Source organism: Serratia sp. JSRIV001, assembly GCF_019968745.1.
Lineage (GTDB): Bacteria > Pseudomonadota > Gammaproteobacteria > Enterobacterales > Enterobacteriaceae > Chania > Chania fonticola_B.
Genome location: NZ_CP074147.1, coordinates 4,157,391 through 4,178,408, shown reverse-complemented (window position 1 = coordinate 4,178,408; position 21,018 = coordinate 4,157,391). Strand labels below are relative to the sequence as shown.

The window sequence follows — 21,018 nt, the reverse complement described above, 5'->3', positions numbered from 1 at the left end:
CCGTTTGAGGGAGTTTTCTATGATTACTGGTCAAAGCAAGGGAGCCTTGCAAGGGAAAGTGGCGTTGATAACCGGCGGCGCGGCGGGAATAGGTCTGGCTATTGCCAAATGCTATCTGCAAAACGGCGCGCAGGTCGTACTGTTGGATCGTGCTCCACAGGTGGTGCAGATTGCTCAGCAGCTGGATCAGCGACAGGCGTTAGGCATCGTGATGGACGTCACCGACAAAGCCTCTGTAGAACAGGCGGTTGCGCAGGCCAATGCCCATTTCGGGCGGCTGGATGTGCTGGTCAATAGCGCTGGGATCGTCGCGCTGTATCCGGCGGAAGAACTGCCCGAAGACGCTTGGGATAACACCATGGCGGTGAACCTGAAAGGGGTGTTTCTTACCAGCCAGGTCGTGGGCCACTATCTGATCCGTCAGGGCAGTGGCAGCATTATCAACCTGGCCTCGCAGGCCGGCGTGGTCGCCTTGCCCAATCATCTGGCTTACTGCGCCAGCAAAGCCGGCGTAATTGGCTTGACCCAGGTTCTGGCACTGGAATGGGGGCCGCACAACGTGCGGGTAAACGCCATTTCGCCCACGGTGGTGCTGACCGAGTTGGGGCGCAAAGCATGGTCTGGCGAGGTTGCAGAACAAATGAAGCAGAAAATCCCCCTGAGGCGCTTTGCCGAACCCGAGGATATTGCCGCCAGCGCGCTGTTCCTGGCGAGCGATGCGGCCAGCATGATCACCGGCAGCAATCTGGTGGTTGACGGCGGTTACACCATTCAATAACTCGATACTCAGGCAAAAGAGAGGCCATGATGAACAGAATCATTAACGATCCCGATCGCGTCGTGGAAGATACCATTCAGGGCTATCTGAAGGCTCATCCGGAATATTTCACCGCGACCGATAATGCACGAGTCCTCAAATACCCTGCCGCACCGATCAAAGGCAAGGTGGGTATTGTTACCGGTGGGGGCTCGGGGCATGAGCCTGCGTTTCTGGGCTATGTTGGCAAGAACATGCTCGATGCTGTGGCCATCGGTGAGATTTTCTCTTCGCCAACGGCGGGGGCATTTCTGGATGCGTTCAAGGCAGCGGACAGCGGGGCGGGGGTCGCCTGCCTGTATGGCAACTATGCTGGCGATAATATGAACGTCAAAATGGCGATGAAGAAGGCCAGCGCCGCCGGTATCACGGTAAAAACCGTGGTGGCAAATGATGATGTTGCTTCTGCGCCCGCCAGTGAAATTGAAAAACGTCGTGGCGTTGCCGGTGAGATTCTGATGTGGAAAATCGGGGCTGCTGCCGCAGCGCTGGGTTACGATCTTGACGGGGTGATCGCTGCTGCGCAAAAGGCGATTGGCAATTGCCGCTCGATCGGCGTCGGGCTCAGTTCTTGCACCATCCCGGCGGTAGGTAAGCCCAACTTCCATATCGCCGATGGCCACATGGAGATCGGGATTGGGCATCACGGTGAGCCTGGGATTGAGGTATCCCCGATCCAGTCGGCGTCCGCGATGGCTGGCACCATGCTCGACTTTGTGCTCAATGATATGCCGTTGAACAAGGGGCAGGAAGTTGCCCTGTTGATTTCCGGCCTGGGGGCCACGCCGGTGATGGAGCTCTACATCTATTATGCCGAGATTGAAAAGCGGCTGACGGAGCGCGGTATCAAGGTTCACCGTCGCTATGTGGGTAACTATTTTACCTCGCTGGAAATGATGGGGGTGACGTTAACCTTGATGAAGCTCGACGACCAATTGAAAACGTTGCTCGATATGCCCGCTCATTCATTGGGCCTAACTCAGGTGGAGTGAATCATGACCACACAAATTTCTACGCAGTATGGCAATGAGATCGTCGCGGCGCTGATTGGCGTGATTGTCAGCAATCGCGAGTATCTCAGTGAAATAGATGGTGCGATTGGCGACGGCGATCACGGCATTAATATGTCAAAAGGCTTCACCTTATGTGGTGAGGCCATCAAGGGCCAAAAACTGACGTTGGCGCAGGCTTTTGACGCGGTCGCGGACGCATTGATGGAAGGGATTGGTGGCTCGATGGGGCCGCTGTATGGCAGCCTGTTCATGGGCATGGCCGACAGCGTGCGTGATAAAATGGCGCTGGATAAACAGGTTTTTCTGGCCATGTTGCGCAATGGGCTCACTGAACTGCAGGACATCAGCAGCGCTGGCGTAGGCGACAAGTGCCTGATGGATACGCTGATCCCTGCTATCGAAGGGTTTGAGCAGGCGGTTCGGCGTGGCGATAGCTTCAGTGAGTCGCTGGAGCAGTTGAAACGGGCTGCCGTTGCCGGGCGTGATTCAACCCGCGATCTGGTTGCCAAGATTGGTCGCGCGAGCCGATTGGGGGAACGTTCGCGCGGCGTGCTGGATGCCGGTGCGGTATCCTGTTGTCTACTTTTATGCCAACTGGCTGATGCGGTGGAACAACGCTTGAATACCGTTGCCGCCTGAACAGGTTATACTAGCGGGCAATGCGATAAGATGGGTTCGGCATGCTGAACCCATCTTCTATTGAAAAAGACCAATCTGCCGTGGGGAAACGTGTAACGGATGGAAAAAAAAACAGGATCCCAGGATAACGAACTGCTGACTGAAATTGCCGTGGCGTATTATCAGGATGAAATCACTCAGGAAGAGATTGCAAAAAAGTTCGGTATTTCGCGGATTAAGGTCGGGCGTTTACTCAAGCGGGCCAAAGAAGAAGGCATTGTTGAGATCACCGTCCGCTATCATCCGGTATTCAGTACCCGGCTGGAGCAGCAAATGCTGGAGCGTTTCTCCCTCAGCCGTGCATTAATCGCGCTGGATCATCAGGATGAGGAAGAACAGCGGCGTCAGGTAGCAGCATTGGTTTCCGGTTATCTGGCCATGTCCCTGAAAGACGATATGGTGCTGGCGGTTGGCCAAGGGCGTAACGTGGCCGCGATCGCCGATCATGTGGGCAGCGTGGCCCCCAAAAATTGTAAGTTTATCTGTGGCATTGGGGGAACACATCGCCCCGGTGACGCCATCAATGCTGACCACATCAGCCGCCGTCTGGCGAAGAAGTTTGGTGGTAGCAGCGAGACGCTGTATGCCCCGGCATATGTAGAAAACCGGGCGCTGAAAGAAGCGTTTATGCAAAACGGCACCATCAAGGAAACCCTGGATCGGGCGCGCAAGGCCGATGTGGCCCTGGTGGGCATCGGTGATATGAATGAAAACAGCTATATGGTCAAGCTTGGCTGGTTTACTCCCCACGAGATCATTGATGCCAGTCTGAATCAGGGGGTGATCGGTGATATCGCCGGTTATGACTTTTTCAACGCGCAGGGGATGCATGTAGATACGGTGATGAACGATCGCGTCATTGGCCTGAGTATTGATGAGCTGCGGAAAATCCCTTGTGTGATCGCCATTGCCTCTGAGAATACCAAAGCGTTGGCTATTCTGGGCGCGCTGCGCACCGGGGCGATCGATATTATCGCGACCAGTGCCCTCAACATTCGCACCATTCTTAATATGTCACAGTAATCGCTGTGGTAAAAAAGGGTTTAACTGCGTCAGGTTGAGCCCTTTGCCATTTCCCCTCTCACTCACATACACCTACGAACCTTCGTGGTAAACGGTTGACGCAGGCATAATAAAACTGCTGCTTTTCTGTTCGTTTAACTTCCTTTTAACTTTTATTTACGAATTTTACCCAAGGTTATGGCACGCTTCAAAGTTTGTGACGATTCTCTCACTATACTGGTTCAGCGATAAAGCCTTACCTCAACATAAAAGAAGAAAGCAAAGGAACCCATAATGGACGAACAGCTCAAACAGAGTGCCCTTGATTTCCATCAGTTTCCGGTCCCAGGGAAGATCCAGGTATCGCCGACTAAACCGCTAGCGACACAGCGCGATCTGGCCTTGGCCTATTCGCCGGGTGTGGCTGCCCCCTGCCTGGAAATTGCCGCCGATCCGCTGGCCGCTTATAAATATACCGCCAAGGGTAACCTGGTGGCGGTGATCTCCAACGGCACCGCGGTGCTGGGATTGGGGAATATCGGGGCGCTAGCCGGTAAACCGGTCATGGAAGGTAAAGGGGTTCTGTTTAAGAAGTTTTCCGGTATTGACGTGTTCGATATCGAAGTCGATGAACTCGATCCCGACAAGCTGATTGACGTGATCGCCGCGCTGGAACCGACCTTCGGCGGCATTAACCTGGAAGATATCAAAGCGCCCGAGTGCTTCTATATTGAGAAGAAACTGCGTGAGCGCATGAAGATCCCGGTGTTCCATGACGATCAGCACGGCACGGCGATTATTACTACCGCTGCGGTGCTCAACGGCCTGCGGGTGGTGAAGAAAAATATCTCCGACGTACGCCTGGTGGTATCGGGAGCCGGTGCGGCCTCCATTGCCTGTTTGAACCTGCTGGTCGCGTTGGGTCTGAGCAAGCAGAATATCACCGTTTGCGACTCCAAAGGCGTGATCTATCAGGGCCGCGATGCCAAGATGGAAGAAACCAAGGCGGCGTATGCCATTGCGGATAACGGCCAGCGTACGCTAGGGGATGCCATTCCCAATGCCGATATTTTCCTGGGTTGCTCCGGCCCTGGCGTGCTGACGCAGGACATGGTGAAAACCATGGCCAGAGATCCGCTGATCATGGCGCTGGCTAACCCGGAACCGGAAATTCTGCCGCCGTTGGCGAAAGCGGTGCGCCCAGATGCGATTATCTGTACCGGCCGTTCTGATTACCCCAACCAGGTGAACAACGTGCTGTGCTTCCCGTTCATCTTCCGTGGCGCGCTGGATGTGGGGGCCACGACCATCAACGAAGAGATGAAGCTGGCCTGCGTGCACGCCATTGCCGATCTGGCGCTGGCAGAGCAGAGCGACGTGGTGGCTTCGGCGTATGGCGATCAGGACCTTTCCTTTGGCCCGGAATACATCATTCCCAAACCGTTCGATCCGCGCCTGATTGTCAAAATCGCCCCGGCGGTAGCCAAGGCAGCCATGGATTCTGGCGTGGCGATGCGCCCGATCGAAGACTTCGATGCCTACGTGGAGAAACTGACCGAGTTCGTTTACAAAACCAACCTGTTTATGAAGCCGATCTTCTCCCAGGCGAAGAAAGAAGTGAAACGCGTGGTAATGGCCGAAGGTGAAGAAGAGCGCGTCCTGCATGCTACCCAAGAGCTGGTATCGCAGGGGCTGGCTTACCCGATCCTGGTGGGTCGCCCAAGCGTGATTGAAATGCGCCTGAAGAAACTTGGCCTGCAGCTGACGCCGGGTAAAGACTTTGAAGTGGTGAATAACGAGTCCGATCCGCGTTTCAATGAATACTGGGGTGAGTATTACCAGATCATGAAGCGCCGTGGCGTCTCCCAGGAGCAGGCTCGCCGTGCGGTGATCGGTAACCCAACGCTGATTGCTGCCATCATGCTGCACCGTGGGGAAGCCGACGCCATGATCTGTGGCACCATCGGCAGCTACCACGAGCATTATGACGTGGTGGAAAAGGTATTCGGGTTCCGTGAAGGGGTACATGTGGCAGGAGCAATGAACGCCTTACTGCTGCCGAGCGGTAACACCTTCATCGCCGATACCTACGTCAACGATGATCCAACGCCGGAACAGCTGGCGGAAATCACCCTGATGGCGGCAGACACGGTACGGCGCTTCGGGATTGAACCGAAGGTGGCGTTGTTGTCCCACTCCAGCTTTGGTTCTTCCAACTGCCCGTCGGCGAGCAAAATGCGTAAAACGCTGGAGCTGGTCAATCAGATGGCACCAGGATTGGAGATCGACGGTGAGATGCACGGTGACGCCGCGCTGGTAGAAAGTATCCGCCACGATTTGATGCCGGACAGCCCGCTGAAAGGCTCGGCCAACATCCTGATCATGCCAAGTATGGAAGCGGCGCGGATCAGCTACAACCTGCTGCGTGTCTCCTCTTCCGAAGGGGTGACGGTAGGGCCGGTATTGATGGGCGTGTCCAAGCCGGTACATATCCTGACGCCGATCGCTTCGGTGCGCCGTATCGTCAACATGGTGGCATTGGCCGTAGTGGAAGCACAAACCCAACCGCTGTAATAGCGTGAAAGTGACCCCCTGCGGCTTCGGCCACAGGGGGTTTTTTTATGCGTGGCAGAGTTCGGCAATCGCCTGAATGTCGGCAGGCGTGGTTCGGCAGCAGCCGCCAATCAAGCGGGCACCGGCATGCTGCCAATCGGCCAACTGATTGATCAGATGCTGCTGGTGGTTACCGCAACTGTGCCAGGTTTTGCTCACCGCGTCGTAGTGTTCGCCGGAGTTAGGGTAAACCAGTAACGGTTTATTGCTCAGCGCGGCAAGCTGCTGCAACGCCGGCGTGACGTTTTCCAACGCGATACAATTGACGCCTACTGCCAGTACCTGCGGGTTATCGTTAAGCTCAGCCATGACGACGGCCAGTGGTGTACCATCGCTTAGATGTTGGCTATCGCGCAGAGTGAAAGAGAACCACCCACCCAGCGCTGGGAATTCCTCCAGCAGCGCCAGCAGGGCCTGTAATTCGGCGAACGAAGGCAGCGTTTCACATGCCAGGAGATCCACTCCAGCATTGGCCAGAGCAGTGATACGCGGACGATGGAACGCGATCATTTCTGCTTGCGGCAGATGATAGTCGCCACGGTATTCAGAGCCGTCCGCCAGGTAGGCGCCATAGGGGCCGACCGAACCGGCCACCAGCAAAGGCAATCGTTGTGGGTGCTGGGCCAGATAATCGGCGCGCGCCTGCTGCGCCAGGTGGACGCTTTGGGCGATCAGTGCCAACGATTGCGGCTCATCCAGACCCCGGCGTAAAAAACCTTGGGGCGTGGCCTGATAGCTGGCGGTAATAGCGCACTGTGCTCCTGCTTTGAAGTAATCCAGATGCACCTGATAAATCAGCTCCGGGTTTTCAATCAGCACCTTTGCCGACCATAGCGGATCGGTGAGATCGCAACCTCGGGCCTCCAGTTCGGTGGCCATTGCCCCGTCCAAAATCAACGTGCGGTTATCGGCCAGCAAGGCGGCCAGAGGGTTGTTAACCGACATGTTCTTCTCCGGTGTTCAGTAGATTTTTCTGCCCGGAACGCCGGGTCAGGTAATAGGCCAGATAGCAGATCGCCACAAACGGCAGGCCGCAATATAGCGCTACGCGTTGCTCTGGGTCGAATGCCAGACCGATACAGGCCAATAAACACAGCGCAAAGCCGACAATAGGCGTCAGCGGATAGCCTGGTGCTCGGTATTTCAGCCCTTCAATCGGTTGACCGCTGCGCAGGTAGCGGCGGCGAAAAACGTAGTGGGCGGCACAGATGCTCAGCCAGACGGCAACGACCGCAAAGCCGGAAATGGCAGACAGTGCCACAAACACCGTATCGGGCGCGATCACGCTGGTCAACAGGGCCAGCACGCCGCCGAGCATGCTGAACGTCAATGCATTCATCGGGATCCCGCGCGCATTCACCCGTGAAAAATAGGCAGGCAGGGTGCGCTGATTGGCCAGCGACCACAGCATGCGTCCCGAGGCATACAGCCCGGAGTTGGCGGCCGAGAGAATGGCGGTCAGGATCACGAAGTTGAAAATATCGGCGGCATAAGGCACTCCAATGCGTTCAAAGACCAGGACAAACGGACTTTTCACAATCCCGGCCTGCTCCATAGGGATCAACGCTGCCAGGATAAATACCGTTCCGATAAAGAATACCATCAGGCGGATCACCGTGGTGCGGATGGCCCAGGGCACCACTTTTTCCGGATTTTCGGTTTCGCCCGCCGCAATGCCGATCAGCTCAGTACCGGAGAAGGCGAAATTGACCGCTACCATGGTCATCAGGATCGGTAACGTTCCATTGGGCAGCCAACCCGATGAGGTCAGGTTACTCAGGAAGGGCGCTGGCGTGCCGTCTTTCATCGGGATCAGGCCAAACATGGCCGCACCGCCCAGCACGATGAATGCCAGAATAGTGATCACCTTGATCAGCGAGAACCAGAATTCACTTTCGGCAAAGAAGCGGGTGGTAATGACGTTGAGCAGAAAAATGGCCAGACAGAAAATCAGACACCACAACCAGACCGGTGATTGTGGAAACCAGTATTGCATACAGAAACCGGCGGCGGTCAGGCTGGAGCCCAACGCAACGGTCCAGGTCAGCCAATACAGCCAGGCAACGGTATAGCCGGTTGCCGGGCCAAGATAGCGTGCCGCATAGACGTGAAATGCGCCGGTTTCCGGCATGGCGACGGCAAGTTCCCCCAGACACAGCATGACCAGATAGACCACGACAGCGCCAATCAAGTAGGCCAGCAGGGTGCCTAGTGCACCGGTCGTGGAGATGATATAGCCGGTGTTGAAAAACAGACCGGTACCGATCACGCCGCCCAGCGACAGCATCACCAAATGCCGGGCTTTCATGGTGCGTTTGAATTGCCCTTCAGCGGCAGGTTGCATAACAATCTATCCATATAGACGTCTAAATGGCTATCAGTTATACCGGTTCCATTACGCGAAATCAACGTAACTCAAAACAAGGTAACGAAAAAACAGCTGTCAGCCACCAGTTGCTGCCAATTTCTATATGCAAATGATAATTATTCTCTATAATGTCGCCACTTTTGTGTAAGGAAAGACGACATGAAATTTCTGATAGTGTTTGCAACGCTGGTGCTTACAGCCTGTAGCCAGGGGCCTGTCTCCCCCCCGAAAAGCGACATTACCACGCTAGGCAAGATTGTTGATTTACGCAGTGGCGAGACGTTGACGCCGCAGCAGTTACTGACGCGCCTGGCAGAACAGCCACGGGTGATCGTGGGTGAAAAACACGACAATCCTTATCACCACCAGATCGAACTGTGGCTGGTAGAGCAATTACCGCAACAGCGGCCACAGGGCAGCGTGCTGATGGAGATGATCACGCCCAGCCAGCAAGGCAAAGTGGATGAAGTAAAACAATGGCTGCAAACCGAACCGACGGTGCGTGATAGCCGCGTAGCTGAACTGACCGCCTGGCAAGCCAGTTGGAAGTGGTCACTGTATGGCGAGGTGGTAATGGCGGCGATGCGCGCACCTTATCCTCTGTTGTCTGCCAACCTCGATCGCAGCGAAATCATGGCGTTTTATCAACGGCCCGAATTCCCCAAAGGCCAGCTTTCGGTGCGGCCAGAAGTCCAGCAGGCGCTCGCTGCCACCATCCGTGATTCCCATGACGGCAAAATTGATGCGGTGCAGCTGCATGCCATGCTGGCTATTCAGCAGCAACGCGATCGCCGTATGGCCGAAAGTTTACTGGCTGCACCCACCCCGGCACTGCTGATGGTGGGCGGTTATCACGCCTCCAGAACGGTCGGTGTGCCACTGCACATCCAGGATCTGCAGCCCGGTGCCAAATTTACGGTGCTGATGTTGGCAGAGCAGGGCGTGGCCATCGATCGGCCTATGGCGGATTACCTTTGGGTCACGCCAACCGCAAAATGATTACGTCAAGATAGCGAAAAGATCTGTCATTAACATTTGCAAATGATTATCATTATCAAGTGTGATCTGCAATCATTCGCAATTAGGTAATCTACTATCCCTATGTTTAGTCAGCCTTATGGCCCTCAGGCGGCAACTCTGCCGCAGCCGCGCTGGGGGCGTGGTTTACTGTATGCGCTAGGCATTCATCTGGCGCTGGTATGGCTGTTTTACTGGCCGCAAACTTCGCTGCCGCCGGTGCTGATGCCACCACCGGCGATCATGCTCAGTTGGGCGGCGCAGATCGAAGCGCCAAGCCAGCCCAAGCCGTTGCCGCTGGGGTTGCAGCAACAGGCGGATAGTTCGGCGGCACAGCCTGTGCAACAGCAGAGGGAGCCAGAGATGCCCGAACTGGCACGTGCCGAAGCGGCAAAAATTGTGGTGGCCGAGCGCAGTAAAAATGCGCATAAGCAACAGCGTAAAGCACCGCCAAAGCCGCCAACGCCTATGGAGAAAGAGCAAGACGTCACGCATTCCGCAGCGGCCAGCACGGCGGCACCCAAGGCGCAAAACCTGGCACAGCGGGTGGCGGCACCGTTAAACAGCGATTCTACCACGCAGGCACAGGCCAAGCTTTCCTGGGAGAGTCAGGTTAAAGGGATGCTCAACCGCGTGAAGCGTTATCCGGCAGACGCCAAACGGCGTCAGCGTTCGGGGGCACCGGTGGTGAGTTTCGTGGTGGATGCTCAGGGGCGAGTGGCCGATGTCGTACTGAAAACGCCCTCAGCTACCGCGTCGTTAGATCGTGAAGCGCTGGCGGTGATATTGCGTGCGCAGCCGTTACCTACGCCACCGGCGGAGATGCTACGCCAAGGCAAGGTTGCCGTGACCATGGCAGTAGATTTTAACCTGGCGCTGTTGTAAGCCAGCCAAAACGTATTTACCCATCAGGCTTTATCTCTTGTTGTGCGCAACAGGAGAGGGGCAAGCTATGCTCAAATTATCGTGAGGGGTTATGACATTACCTGTTCAATCGGCTCGCTGCCGCAGGCCTTTGGTGACTTATTTACTGATTTTTATGGGGTTATTAAGCTTTACCACCAAGGCGGCCGTACAGCCGCCCCAGGCTGAAATTATTCCGCATAAATTAACCGCCCAGGGCGAAACGCGAATCGATAATTATTATTGGCTGCGCGATGATGGCCGCCAGAATAAACAGGTGTTGGCTTATCTGACGGCGGAAAACCGTTATACCGAACAGGTGATGCAGCCATATCAGACGCTGCGCGATCGGTTGTATCACGAGATGCTGGGCCGCATGAGTCCGGAAGATCGCTCGGTTCCCTATCAGCTCAACGGCTACCGCTATCAGGAACGCATTGATGCGGGCAAAGAGTTTGCCGTCTACCAGCGGCAGGCCGTGGCGGATGGCTCCGCCTGGCAGACGCTGCTGGATGGCAATCAGCGTGCCCAAGGCCAAGATTATTACCGCGTGGGGGGATTGGCAGTCAGTGAAGATAACCGCCGCCTGGCCGTCGCGGAGGATACTCAAGGGCGTAGGCAATACCGCATTTCCCTGCGCGATCTGGCTAGCGGCGCTTGGGCCAAAGAGGTGATTGAAAACACCTCGGGCAATATGGTGTGGGCCAACGACGGCAACAGCTTGTTCTACGTGCGCAATCATCCCCAAACGCTGTCACCCTATCAGGTCTATCGCCATCAATTCGGTACGCCGGTGGCTGCCGATAAGTTGGTATATCAGGAAAACGATGGGGCCTTTTACCTGAGCCTGGATCGCTCCTCTTCGCGGGATTACGTGATTGTCACCATCAGCGGGAATACCACTTCCGAAGTGCGCCTGATCGACGCCAACCGGCAGCAAACTCCGGTGCAACTCTTTGCCCCGCGTCAGGCCGGGCGCGAATATTATCTCGACCATTATCGCGGTGAGTTTTATCTGCGTTCCAATCATCAAAGCCCGCACTTTGGTTTGTACCAGACGGCATCCGCGAACCTGCCTTGGAAGCCGCTGATCGGTCCTCAGGAAAACAGTGAGTTGGAAAGTTTTGCCCTGTTTCGTGACTGGCTGGTGGTGAAAGAGCGCAGCGAAGGCTTGGTGCATTTACGGCAGATTGCCTGGCAAGGGGGCGAGCAACGCAGCATTCCGTTTGATGATGCCAGCTATATGGCCTGGCTGGGCTACAACCCGGACCCGGAAAGTGACCGCCTGCGCTATGGCTATTCGGCCATGACCACGCCAACCAGCACCTATGAATGGGATCTCAACAGCGGTAAACGCGAGTTGCTGAAACGGCAGGAGGTGAAGGGCGTAGAACCAGGCTTGTATCACAGTGAGCGCTTGTGGATCACCGCCCGCGACGGGGTAAAGGTGCCGGTCTCGCTGGTATACAACAGTGCCAAATTCAAACCAGGCAAAAGTCCGCTGGTGGTGTACGGCTATGGTGCCTACGGCATGAGCATGGACCCGGCGTTCAGCGCCAACCGCATTAGCCTGTTGGATCGCGGTTTCGTCTATGCGCTCATCCACGTACGCGGCGGCGGTGAGCTTGGTCAAAACTGGTATCAGCAGGGAAAATTGGCGAACAAGCCAAACACCTTCAATGACTTTATCGATGCCACTCAGGCGCTGATCGATAAGGGATACGGGCAGCCGGGGCGCGTTTACGCGATGGGAGGCAGTGCCGGAGGCTTGCTGGTAGGGGCGGTGATCAATCAGGCTCCCCGCCTATACAACGCTGTGGTGGCACAGGTGCCTTTTGTCGATGTGCTGACAACGATGCTGGATGACAGCATTCCGTTGACCGTCGGCGAATACGAAGAGTGGGGCAATCCCAATCAGCCGCAGCCCTATGCGCTGATCAAGTCCTACAGTCCGTACGATAATGTGCGCGCGCAGCACTACCCGAATCTGTTGGTCACCAGCGGGCTCTATGATTCACAGGTACAGTATTGGGAACCCGCCAAATGGGTGGCGAAACTGCGCCAATTCCAGCAGGGGGATGCGGTGTTATTGCTGTCCACGGATATGTCGGCGGGCCACGGGGGGAAATCGGGCCGCTTGAGTCGGTTGGAAAATAGCGCACTGGAATACAGCTTTATTTTAGCAATGGACGCAAAAACACAAAAATAAGGATCTTGGCCGCGCGGCTTAATGGCTGCGCGGCAGATAATAACCATAATTAATTTCCGCCTTCCTAGCGGTATTTTCTGCTGAGCATTGATCACTCACTGATTTTGATAGCAATACTTTAGGGGATATATGAAATTTAAACTGCTTATTGGTGCGGTTGGCACCGGTATGGTTTTGGCTGGCCCGCTGTTGGCTGCAGAAAATAAAGGCCAGGCGGTATTCAGCCCGCTGAACGTTTCGGCGGCGGCTAATAACAGCGAACAGGAGGCATTGGAAAAGCCTGGGGCATTCAGTTCGCGCGATGAAAATAAAAATCTACAGTCGATAGATAATATCCTGCGCAGCATGCCCGGCACTTTTACTCAAATCGATCCCAGCCAGGGGGCGGTCAGCGTCAATATCCGTGGGATGAGCGGTTTTGGCCGGGTAAATACCATGGTTGATGGCATTACCCAGAGCTATTTTGGCACCTCGACCTCTGGCGTGATGTCCCATGGTTCCACCAACAATCAATCCGGCGTGCTGATCGATCCGAATTTTATTGTTGGGGTCGATGTGGCGCGTGGTGAGAACAGCGGCGCATCTGGGGTGAACGCATTGGCGGGCAGCGCCAACTTCCGCACTATCGGCGTGGATGATGTGGTGTTTGCCGATAATCCGTTTGGCGTGCGCACCAAGTTCTCCGTGGGCAGTAACGGCATTGGCCGCAGCGGTATGATCGCCGTTGGGGCCAAAGGGGCGGCGTTCACCGATAGCGGCAGTTTGGGCGTGATGGCTGCCATTAGCGGCAGCTCCATCTATTCCAACTTTAACAACGGCGACGGCGTGAGCAGTGAGGACTTCGGCTACGACGAGTTTATGAAGCAAAACCCCAAATCGCAGCTGTTCAAGGTGGATATCAAGCCCAACGAATATCACAGCATTGAATTATCTGCCCGTACTTACCAGAATAAATTCTCGCGCCGCGATATCGACAGCAACGATTTTTATCTCAAATATCACTATGCGCCATTTTCCGAGCTGGTGGATCTGAATGTGACCGCCAGCCACAGCAAGGGTAATCAGAAGTATGACAGCGATTCACTGTTCACTTTCTTTAATACCAATGCGGAAAACCGCTCCGACGCGCTGGATATCAATAATACCAGCCGTTTCAGCCTTTGGCAGACCGACGTAGCGTTCACCTACGGCGGTAAACTGATGCGCAACCAGTACGACAAGCACGTTGAATCACAGATTGAGGATCCGCAGACGGCGCATGAGGCGATCGAGAACAACACCTTTGCCCCGTCGGGTGACCAGCGTATCGCCAGCCTGTACACCGGTTTGCAACTCAACCGTGATATCTACCAGCTCGATCTCAATCTCAATTATGCCAACAACAAGCTCACCGGCTTTAAACCGGCCTGTGATTTGCGGGTGGAGTGTTTTCCGCAGGGCAGTGCCAATATCGATCTGAAGGAGCACGGATTTAACCCGTCAGTGATGCTGTCTGCACAGGTCACACCTTGGCTGCAACCTTTTGCCAGCTACAGTAAATCGATGCGCGCCCCCAACATCCAAGAGGTGTTTTTCTCTAATTCCGGTGGCGCTTCGATGAACCCGTTCCTGAAAGGCGAACGTTCAGAAACCTGGCAAGCGGGCTTTAACCTCAGCGGCAACGATCTGCTGTTCAAGCAGGACACACTGCGCTTTAAGGCGGTGGTTTACACCAGCAAAATCAAAAACTATATCTTCAGCGAGTCTTACATGGTGTGCCGAAATGGCCGTAAGTGTAGTTTGGGTGAGAACTTGCAGAATGACTGGAGCGATGCCAGCGAAGCGTTCTCGGATAACATGTATATCTACGTCAACTCCCTGACGCCGGTGCGTACCCACGGGGTGGAGCTGGAAGCCAACTATGATGCTGGCCGCGGTTTTGCCCGTGCCTCATTTAGCAAGCAGCACACCGACCAGCCTACCTCTATCGCCAGTAGTTACTTTGGCGCAGGAGATATCAACGAACTGCCGGACATGTACTTCACGCTGGATAGCGGGTTACGTTTCTTTGACGAAGCGTTGACCGTGGGCAGCATCATCAAATATACCGGCAAGGCTCGCCGCCTTTCTCCAGACTATGAAACCAGTGAGCAAACCGGGAAGCTGATGAAACAGGAGATGCCAAATATTCCCACCGTTATCGATCTGTACAGCACCTATCAGATCAACCGTAATGTTTTGCTGAAATTCAGCGTGCAAAACGTGATGGATAAAAGCTATTCCGACGCGCTTAACAAGCTGAATATGCTGCCGATCCAGGGAGATGAGGCAACCGCGGCCAACACCGCCCGCGGTCGAACTTATCTGTTTGGCGGCGAGGTACGCTTCTAAGCTGATGGAGGTTCCTCTCACACTAGCTCACCTTTACAGTGTGAGGGGGCTGAAAGTGCCACAAATTAACGCCCAGCTTCGAGAGGTGGGACGTGCTCCAAATTAGCTCTCGTTGCTGACTCCAACACTGAATCAGCAACGGGCTATCTCTTGTTTTGAAGTTATGAGTAGCAGTCTTTGCGAGTCAGATTCAGGATCAATGAGGCCATAAGGTGTATAGAGGGGAGCTTGTGGTAGGTTTTTTTATGTTAAGTCCAGGATGACCAACATGAAAAAGACCACCCTCACTTTGCATGATGCATTATTCAAACAGTTTCTTACCCACCCAGACACGGCTCGAGACTTTCTGGAATCGCATTTGCCTCCAGACTTGCTGCAACTTTGCGACCTGGATACGTTAAAACTGGAATCCGGTAGTTTTATCGAAGACGACCTGCGTGCGTATTACTCTGACGTGCTTTACTCGCTGAGCACCGGTCAGGGTGAAGGTTACGTCTATGCCCTTATCGAGCACCAAAGTATTCCCGACAAACATATGGCATTTCGGCTAGTACGCTATGCAACGCCATCTTCAGGCCGGGCATGATCAACTTCCATTAGTGATCCCAATCCTCTTTTACCACGGCCTGACAACCCCTTATCCTTATTCCCTGAGCTGGCTGGAAGGATTCACTGAACCCGATTCGGCCAGGCAACTTTATACGGGGCATTTTCCGCTGGTTGACGTTACCGTTATCCCAGACGATGAGATCATGAAACATCGCCGCATGGCCATTCTGGAACTGTTGCAAAAGCACGTACGCCAGCGAGACCTGGCTGAGCTGCTAGAACAACTAGTCACATTATTGTTGGCCGGATACACTACTAAAGAGCAGCTCATATCGTTGGTGAACTATATGCTGCAGGTGGGGAAAGCAACCGAACCGGAGAAACTGCTGCGTGAATTGGCCAGACGTGCGCCGCGGCATGAGGAGGAATTGATGACTATTGCAGAATATCTCGAGCAAAAAGGTTTTGAGAAAGGCCTTGAGAAAGAGCGGGAAACCGTGCTGAAAATAGCGAGCTCCATGCTGGCCGAAGGCTTTGATCGTGCGATGGTGATGAAATTGACCGGCCTTTCCGCAGATGATTTGGCAGTGATCCACCGCTAACACGAGCGGCAGGTTGAATGGCATGGTAGTACCGTTCCTACTTAACCTGTCCGCCCGCCCGCTTGTGGTTAATTACCTTCAGCCCGTTTCGCCTGCTGCAGCCACTTGTCCAGCTCATTGGCAAACTGCTGTCTATCGCGCTGGTTGAGGGTGTTCGGCCCCCCGGTCTGGATCCCGCTGGAGCGCAGGGTATCCATAAAATCACGCATGTTCAGGCGTTCACGTATGGTGTCTGGTGTATAACGCTCACCGCGAGGATTCAGGGCGATAGCGCCTTTTTCTATCACTTCGGCGGCCAGCGGGATATCCGCGGTGATCACCAGATCGCCTTTTTCACAGCGGCGCACGATTTCGTTATCCGCCACGTCAAATCCTGCAGCAACCTGCAAGGTGCGGATAAATTTCGAAGGGGGCGTGCGCAAAGGCTGATTAGCCACCAGGGTAACAGGCATTGCCGCACGGTCTGCGGCACGGAACAGCACTTCTTTGATCACGTTTGGACAGGCGTCAGCATCGACCCAAATTTGCATTATTGTTGCTCCTGTAGCCAGTCGCGCACCGGCAGAAAGTCACGGTATAGCGCGGCTTCCGGGCTGTCGGTTGCGGGCTGGAAGTTATATTCCCAACGCACCAAAGGCGGCATCGACATCAGGATCGATTCGGTGCGGCCACCGGTTTGCAGGCCGAACAGCGTACCGCGATCCCACACCAGATTAAACTCGACATAGCGGCCACGGCGATACAGCTGAAACTGGCGTTCGTTGTCGCCCCAAGGCTGTGCTTTACGTCTTTCCACGATCGGCAGATAGGCCTCCAGGAAGCCTTCACCTACCGCCTGGGTAAACGCGAAGCAGCTTTCGAAATCCGGGGTATTCAGATCGTCAAAGAATAAGCCGCCGATACCGCGGGCTTCGTTACGGTGTTTGATAAAGAAATAGTCATCGCACCACTTTTTGTATTTTGGGTACACATCGTCGCCGAAGGGGGCGCAGAGTTGTTGCGCGGTGCGGTGCCAGTGAACAGCGTCCTCGGTAAAGCCATAGAAGGGCGTTAGGTCAAAGCCGCCGCCAAACCACCAAACCGGCTCTTCGCCCGGTTTTTCCGCGATAAAGAAACGCACGTTGGCATGGCTGGTCGGTATATAGGGGCTGAGCGGATGGATCACCAGCGAAACGCCCATCGCCTGAAAGCTACGCCCGGCCAGCTCGGGGCGATGCGCAGTAGCAGAGGCGGGCAGCGTGGCACCGGAAACGTGGGAAAAGTTTACTCCGGCCTGTTCGAATACCGCACCGTTAGTCAGCACCCGGCTACGGCCACCGCCGCCTTCTTCACGCGTCCAGCGATCTTCCTTAAAATCGGCGCCGCCATCGGCCTGGACCAACTGCTCACAAATCTTGTCTTGCAACGCCAGCAGGAAGGATTTTACTGCGGCAATGGTGGGTAAACTCATACGGGTTTTTCGCAATGGGTAACTGAACAGGGCGGCAAGTATACCTTCTCGCCCCGTATTTTGCAGGTCTAGCGCGGCTTACGTTGGTGAACGTCGTAATAGTGGAAGAAATTGATCACGCCGTCTGCGATGGCACGGGCAATTTTTTCGCGAAAGGCGGTGGTACCTAACAGGCGCTCCTCACCGGGGTTGGTGATAAACGAGGTTTCTACCAGCACCGAAGGAATAGAAGGGGACTTTAATACGGCAAACGCCGCCTGTTCGGTGCTTTCGCTATGCAGGCGGTGAACCGGGCGGATCTGGCCCAGCACGTGGCGGCCCAGGGTCAGGCTGTTGTTGATGGTGTCGGTTTGCACCAGATCGAACAACACCTGCTGTAGATAGTTGTCCTGTTCTTTGTATTTGCCCCCCGCGACGTCATCGGCGGCGTTTTCCTTATTGGAGAGATAGCGCGCCATCGCGCTGCTGGCTCCGCGATTGGAAAGGGCAAACACCGAAGCACCGGCGGCATCCGGGCTGGTAAATCCATCGGCATGGATCGAGATAAACAGATCGGCCTGGTGCTGGTGGGCGATCTCCACGCGCTGGAACAGCGGGATAAACTCATCCTCCTCCCGGGTCAGGCGGGCTTCAACGTGCTCGTGCTCATGCAAAAAACGCCGCACATGGTTGGCAATTTCCAGCACCACGTGTTTTTCCTGTGAGCCTTCATGCCCTACTGCACCGGAGTCAATACCGCCGTGGCCTGGATCGATCATCACTACTCTTTTGCTCCCAGTGGCTTTGGGTAGCGGTTTGCTGTGCGGTTTTGGTTGCAGCATATTGGCCTGGGTGGCTGAGGTTTTGCCCCCGAACAGGGCCAGAGCCAGGCCGGAGAGCAGCAGTTGGCGGCGGGTTGATGAAGCGGTGAGGGGGCTGAAATTGAGGTAGGTTTTGCTCTGTTTCTTCATCACGCGCGGCTCCAACTCGATCAATCTATTTCGCGACGTTATAGCGTATTGATCCTCATTAATCGACTTGATAACTATTGCCATTTATTACCTGGCAAAACGCTGCGGCTTGAAAGACTGTGGGTATCAGTTAATAATTACGCAATAATCAGAAAAAAGTTCAATTAACAGTAGCGAGCAACGATGGAAATTCGCGTATTTCGGCAAGACGACTTTGAAGAGGTCATCACCCTGTGGGAGCGTTGCGACCTCTTACGGCCATGGAACGATCCCGAGATGGATATTGAACGCAAACTGAACCACGATCCGGATCTGTTTTTAGTGGCGGAAGTGGGCGGTGAGGTGGTTGGCTCGGTGATGGGCGGTTACGACGGCCACCGTGGTTCGGCGTATTACCTGGGCGTTCACCCAGACTATCGCGGGCGCGGCATTGCCAATGCGTTGATTAGTCGGCTGGAGAAAAAGCTGATTGCGCGCGGCTGCCCGAAAATTCAGCTGATGGTGCGTGAAGACAACGACACCGTGATCGAAATGTATGAAAAGCTCGGCTACGAAATTCAGGCGATCACCAGTCTGGGGAAACGCCTGATCGAAGATCAAGAATATTGATCGTCAGGGCGGTGGTTGCCACCGCCCCAAGCCCTGGTTTAAGGCAGTTTTTTGATGTTTTTCACATCGACTTCCACGTTGTTCCAGTCCTTATCCACTTTCCCTTCCAACTGTACCTTGTCTTTTGGGGTGATGGTCTGGCCGTTCCAGCGCTTTCTGTCGATCTCTACCGTCAGCGTACCGGTGGCGTCGCGGAAGGTGTAGGTGTCATCACCCACGCGCTGTTCGATATTGCCCTGCAACATCACCCAGGTATCATCGCTCAACGATTTGACCTTATCTACCGTGGTCAGCGTGGCGCTAGGGCCGGAGAAACCACCTTGCGGGCTGGTTTGCGTTTGAGCCGGTGTCGCGTTGGGGTCGATGAACCCGCCCTGTTGAGCTAGAACCGGTGCGCTGCATAATGCGATGAGTGTAAGTAAAGCGATCTTTTTCATCTGGATTTTCCTTATCAGTGGTCTGAATGATTTCCCGTTAGCGGGACATGACCTGATTAAACCATAAGGATCTTAAGAGCTTCTTAAGCTGCAGATTGAAAATGGTGGCCAGCGTCGCCATTTGCAAGGGTAATCATAACATCGGCAAGGAAAAGTCTTTGAAGGCGTCAACACACCGGTTTTCACCGGACGATTACGATCAGCACGGTATGTTACGGTTGCCGCTGTGGTTTTGGGGCGTACTGATCATACAGGCCCGTACCTGGCTACTGTTTGTGATGGCGGGTACCTCACGCGATCAGGGCGCTGGCTTGTTACAACTGTTCTATCCAGATACTCAGCGCTTTTGGTACGGTATTGCGCTTGGGCTGCCTGCGGCGCTGGCCTTTTTGATTGCTGGCCGCCGCCAGCATTGGCCCCGTCTATGGCGTTGTTGGCGTTGGGTACTGGTAGTGTCGCTGGCGGCAGCGCTGCTCGGATCGCTTTATAGCCTATGGCAGCAAGACAGCAATGAACCTCCGCTGGATCTCCTACTGGTGCTGTTGGATGTGCTGGCGATGGGGTATCTGTTAATGAATCGGCGCTTGAAAGCCTGTTTTATCCCGCAGGATGAGGCGGGTTAATTGTTAAAAGTTGCGGCACTTTTCCCAATTTACGTACTCCAAGCTGGCAATTGATGGCGCAGCCCCAGCGGTTATGAGAGGCTGCATATCGCCGATGTCTTTGATGTTAAGGAGCTATGAATGAATATTCGCCCACTGTTGTTAGGGCTACCGCTGTTGTTGACCGGCTGTTCGGCCATGTCAAACTTCTCCTGGTCCAGCCTGTCGCCGTTCAACTGGTTTGGCGGCAGCGTAGAGGTTAGCGCCAAAGGCGTCGGTGATGTGGGTGCGGGTACTCCCATGACGGAGGCGGCGATTGGCAAGGGCCTGAATAACAACTACCGCATGCGTGGTGGGATGGCGACCAACCAAGGGCAGATCGTTTCCTACTTCCAGGCATTGGACGGTGATGACGTTAAGCTGGTGATCACCGGAGAACCTAAAGGCCACGTGCAGCGCGTTGACGTAATGGACGCCAAGATCGCCACTGAATGGGGCAGCAAGCTGGGTACGCCGTTTAGCGAACTGTTCAGCAAGGCCTATGGTGCCTGTAAACCGGCCGACGGCGAGGATATTGGCAAGGTCGAGTGCGTGGCGCAGCAAAGCCGCAATGTCAGCTATATCTTCAGTGGCAAATGGGCTGGCCCACAGGATCTGATCCCACCGGACGATACTCTGCAAAACTGGACGGTGAGTAAGATCGTCTGGCATGCCAAAGCACAATAATTCTTATTGCGGGCGCACCTTGCGGTGTGCCTGCCTCGCTTGGCGTTAAATCCCTATTTTCTTTGCGTTCGGGCAAGGCAATCAGCCTGCTGTGCGTTATGAT

At 54.8% G+C, this 21,018-nt stretch carries 18 protein-coding genes and 1 pseudogene; 13 read left to right on the top strand and 6 right to left on the bottom strand.

What is annotated here, in order from left to right; translation table 11 throughout:
* Window positions 1-19 precede the first annotated feature (19 nt).
* The 5 genes from KGP17_RS19375 (at window position 20) to maeB (ending at window position 6,084) form a co-directional block, all read left to right on the top strand.
* Window positions 20-778: an SDR family oxidoreductase gene (locus KGP17_RS19375; RefSeq protein ID WP_094982050.1), complete on the top strand. Its 759-nt coding sequence runs from the start codon at window positions 20-22 to the stop codon at window positions 776-778.
* Between the two features lie 29 nt (window positions 779-807).
* The gene (locus tag KGP17_RS19370) at window positions 808-1,809 is read left to right on the top strand and encodes a dihydroxyacetone kinase subunit DhaK (RefSeq protein ID WP_223499694.1); all 1,002 of its coding nucleotides are present in this window, start codon (window positions 808-810) and stop codon (window positions 1,807-1,809) included.
* A 3-nt stretch (window positions 1,810-1,812) separates the two neighbouring features.
* Complete coding sequence (gene dhaL / locus KGP17_RS19365; protein ID WP_059201461.1) at window positions 1,813-2,469, top strand: dihydroxyacetone kinase subunit DhaL; 657 nt, start codon at window positions 1,813-1,815, stop codon at window positions 2,467-2,469.
* 99 nt (window positions 2,470-2,568) lie between these two features.
* The gene (locus KGP17_RS19360) at window positions 2,569-3,531 is read left to right on the top strand and encodes a sugar-binding transcriptional regulator (protein WP_021178715.1); all 963 of its coding nucleotides are present in this window, start codon (window positions 2,569-2,571) and stop codon (window positions 3,529-3,531) included.
* Between the two features lie 273 nt (window positions 3,532-3,804).
* Window positions 3,805-6,084, top strand: coding sequence for an NADP-dependent oxaloacetate-decarboxylating malate dehydrogenase (maeB, locus tag KGP17_RS19355; RefSeq protein ID WP_021807083.1), 2,280 nt, complete (start codon window positions 3,805-3,807; stop codon window positions 6,082-6,084).
* A 45-nt stretch (window positions 6,085-6,129) separates the two neighbouring features.
* On the opposite strand, the gene mmuM is transcribed toward maeB, so the two are convergent.
* A complete protein-coding gene (gene mmuM, locus KGP17_RS19350) occupies window positions 6,130-7,068 on the bottom strand; it encodes a homocysteine S-methyltransferase (protein WP_223498177.1) in 939 nt (312 codons plus the stop codon).
* The gene (gene mmuP, locus KGP17_RS19345; RefSeq protein ID WP_021807081.1) at window positions 7,058-8,467 is read right to left on the bottom strand and encodes an S-methylmethionine permease; all 1,410 of its coding nucleotides are present in this window, start codon (window positions 8,465-8,467) and stop codon (window positions 7,058-7,060) included. Before mmuP ends, mmuM begins: the two co-directional genes overlap by 11 nt.
* A 183-nt stretch (window positions 8,468-8,650) precedes the next feature.
* Here mmuP and KGP17_RS19340 point away from each other — a divergent pair, with 183 nt between their 5' ends.
* From KGP17_RS19340 to KGP17_RS19320, 5 genes and pseudogenes are all read left to right on the top strand, one after another.
* Window positions 8,651-9,490: a ChaN family lipoprotein gene (locus tag KGP17_RS19340; RefSeq protein WP_059201459.1), complete on the top strand. Its 840-nt coding sequence runs from the start codon at window positions 8,651-8,653 to the stop codon at window positions 9,488-9,490.
* 102 nt (window positions 9,491-9,592) lie between these two features.
* Window positions 9,593-10,393, top strand: coding sequence for an energy transducer TonB (locus KGP17_RS19335; protein WP_223498176.1), 801 nt, complete (start codon window positions 9,593-9,595; stop codon window positions 10,391-10,393).
* Between the two features lie 154 nt (window positions 10,394-10,547).
* Window positions 10,548-12,620: a S9 family peptidase gene (locus KGP17_RS19330; RefSeq protein ID WP_223499692.1), complete on the top strand. Its 2,073-nt coding sequence runs from the start codon at window positions 10,548-10,550 to the stop codon at window positions 12,618-12,620.
* 129 nt (window positions 12,621-12,749) lie between these two features.
* Window positions 12,750-14,990: a TonB-dependent receptor domain-containing protein gene (locus KGP17_RS19325; protein WP_223498175.1), complete on the top strand. Its 2,241-nt coding sequence runs from the start codon at window positions 12,750-12,752 to the stop codon at window positions 14,988-14,990.
* A 268-nt stretch (window positions 14,991-15,258) separates the two neighbouring features.
* Window positions 15,259-16,141 (top strand): annotated as a pseudogene (locus KGP17_RS19320) (Rpn family recombination-promoting nuclease/putative transposase).
* 68 nt (window positions 16,142-16,209) lie between these two features.
* On the opposite strand, the gene KGP17_RS19315 reads toward KGP17_RS19320, so the two are convergent.
* The 3 genes from KGP17_RS19315 to amiA all read right to left on the bottom strand — a co-directional run bounded on the left by KGP17_RS19315 (window position 16,210) and on the right by amiA (window position 18,541).
* On the bottom strand, window positions 16,210-16,671 hold the full coding sequence (locus KGP17_RS19315; RefSeq protein WP_021807075.1) for a YaiI/YqxD family protein: 462 nt from the start codon (window positions 16,669-16,671) through the stop codon (window positions 16,210-16,212).
* Entirely contained in the window at window positions 16,671-17,591 is a 921-nt protein-coding gene (hemF, locus tag KGP17_RS19310) for an oxygen-dependent coproporphyrinogen oxidase (protein ID WP_223498174.1), read from the bottom strand. The genes KGP17_RS19315 and hemF overlap by 1 nt, the downstream gene beginning before the upstream one ends.
* A 68-nt stretch (window positions 17,592-17,659) precedes the next feature.
* Window positions 17,660-18,541, bottom strand: coding sequence for an N-acetylmuramoyl-L-alanine amidase AmiA (amiA, locus tag KGP17_RS19305; RefSeq protein ID WP_223499689.1), 882 nt, complete (start codon window positions 18,539-18,541; stop codon window positions 17,660-17,662).
* A gap of 183 nt (window positions 18,542-18,724) precedes the next feature.
* Here amiA and KGP17_RS19300 point away from each other — a divergent pair, with 183 nt between their 5' ends.
* Window positions 18,725-19,150, top strand: a complete 426-nt coding sequence (locus KGP17_RS19300; protein ID WP_021807072.1) for a GNAT family acetyltransferase — start codon at window positions 18,725-18,727, stop codon at window positions 19,148-19,150.
* A gap of 38 nt (window positions 19,151-19,188) precedes the next feature.
* Here KGP17_RS19300 and KGP17_RS19295 read toward each other — a convergent pair whose 3' ends face one another.
* A complete protein-coding gene (locus KGP17_RS19295; RefSeq protein ID WP_021178705.1) occupies window positions 19,189-19,587 on the bottom strand; it encodes a YgiW/YdeI family stress tolerance OB fold protein in 399 nt (132 codons plus the stop codon).
* Between the two features lie 158 nt (window positions 19,588-19,745).
* Here KGP17_RS19295 and KGP17_RS19290 point away from each other — a divergent pair, with 158 nt between their 5' ends.
* A complete protein-coding gene (locus KGP17_RS19290) occupies window positions 19,746-20,210 on the top strand; it encodes a DUF2919 domain-containing protein (RefSeq protein ID WP_021807071.1) in 465 nt (154 codons plus the stop codon).
* Window positions 20,211-20,330: 120 nt separating this feature from the next.
* The gene (locus KGP17_RS19285; protein WP_021807070.1) at window positions 20,331-20,915 is read left to right on the top strand and encodes an RpoE-regulated lipoprotein; all 585 of its coding nucleotides are present in this window, start codon (window positions 20,331-20,333) and stop codon (window positions 20,913-20,915) included.
* Window positions 20,916-21,018: the final 103 nt, after the last annotated feature.

Bases quoted from the DNA above. Each gene is read 5' to 3' on its own strand.
- amiA (WP_223499689.1), bottom strand. From the start codon at position 18,541: ATGAAGAAACAGAGCAAAACCTACCTCAATTTCAGCCCCCTCACCGCT.
- maeB (WP_021807083.1), top strand. From the start codon at position 3,805: ATGGACGAACAGCTCAAACAGAGTGCCCTTGATTTCCATCAGTTTCCG.
- mmuP (WP_021807081.1), bottom strand. From the start codon at position 8,467: ATGCAACCTGCCGCTGAAGGGCAATTCAAACGCACCATGAAAGCCCGG.
- hemF (WP_223498174.1), bottom strand. From the start codon at position 17,591: ATGAGTTTACCCACCATTGCCGCAGTAAAATCCTTCCTGCTGGCGTTG.
- KGP17_RS19285 (WP_021807070.1), top strand. From the start codon at position 20,331: ATGAATATTCGCCCACTGTTGTTAGGGCTACCGCTGTTGTTGACCGGC.
- KGP17_RS19300 (WP_021807072.1), top strand. From the start codon at position 18,725: ATGGAAATTCGCGTATTTCGGCAAGACGACTTTGAAGAGGTCATCACC.
- KGP17_RS19360 (WP_021178715.1), top strand. From the start codon at position 2,569: ATGGAAAAAAAAACAGGATCCCAGGATAACGAACTGCTGACTGAAATT.
- KGP17_RS19340 (WP_059201459.1), top strand. From the start codon at position 8,651: ATGAAATTTCTGATAGTGTTTGCAACGCTGGTGCTTACAGCCTGTAGC.
- KGP17_RS19325 (WP_223498175.1), top strand. From the start codon at position 12,750: ATGAAATTTAAACTGCTTATTGGTGCGGTTGGCACCGGTATGGTTTTG.
- KGP17_RS19295 (WP_021178705.1), bottom strand. From the start codon at position 19,587: ATGAAAAAGATCGCTTTACTTACACTCATCGCATTATGCAGCGCACCG.
- mmuM (WP_223498177.1), bottom strand. From the start codon at position 7,068: ATGTCGGTTAACAACCCTCTGGCCGCCTTGCTGGCCGATAACCGCACG.
- KGP17_RS19315 (WP_021807075.1), bottom strand. From the start codon at position 16,671: ATGCAAATTTGGGTCGATGCTGACGCCTGTCCAAACGTGATCAAAGAA.
- KGP17_RS19335 (WP_223498176.1), top strand. From the start codon at position 9,593: ATGTTTAGTCAGCCTTATGGCCCTCAGGCGGCAACTCTGCCGCAGCCG.
- KGP17_RS19370 (WP_223499694.1), top strand. From the start codon at position 808: ATGAACAGAATCATTAACGATCCCGATCGCGTCGTGGAAGATACCATT.
- KGP17_RS19375 (WP_094982050.1), top strand. From the start codon at position 20: ATGATTACTGGTCAAAGCAAGGGAGCCTTGCAAGGGAAAGTGGCGTTG.
- KGP17_RS19330 (WP_223499692.1), top strand. From the start codon at position 10,548: ATGGGGTTATTAAGCTTTACCACCAAGGCGGCCGTACAGCCGCCCCAG.
- dhaL (WP_059201461.1), top strand. From the start codon at position 1,813: ATGACCACACAAATTTCTACGCAGTATGGCAATGAGATCGTCGCGGCG.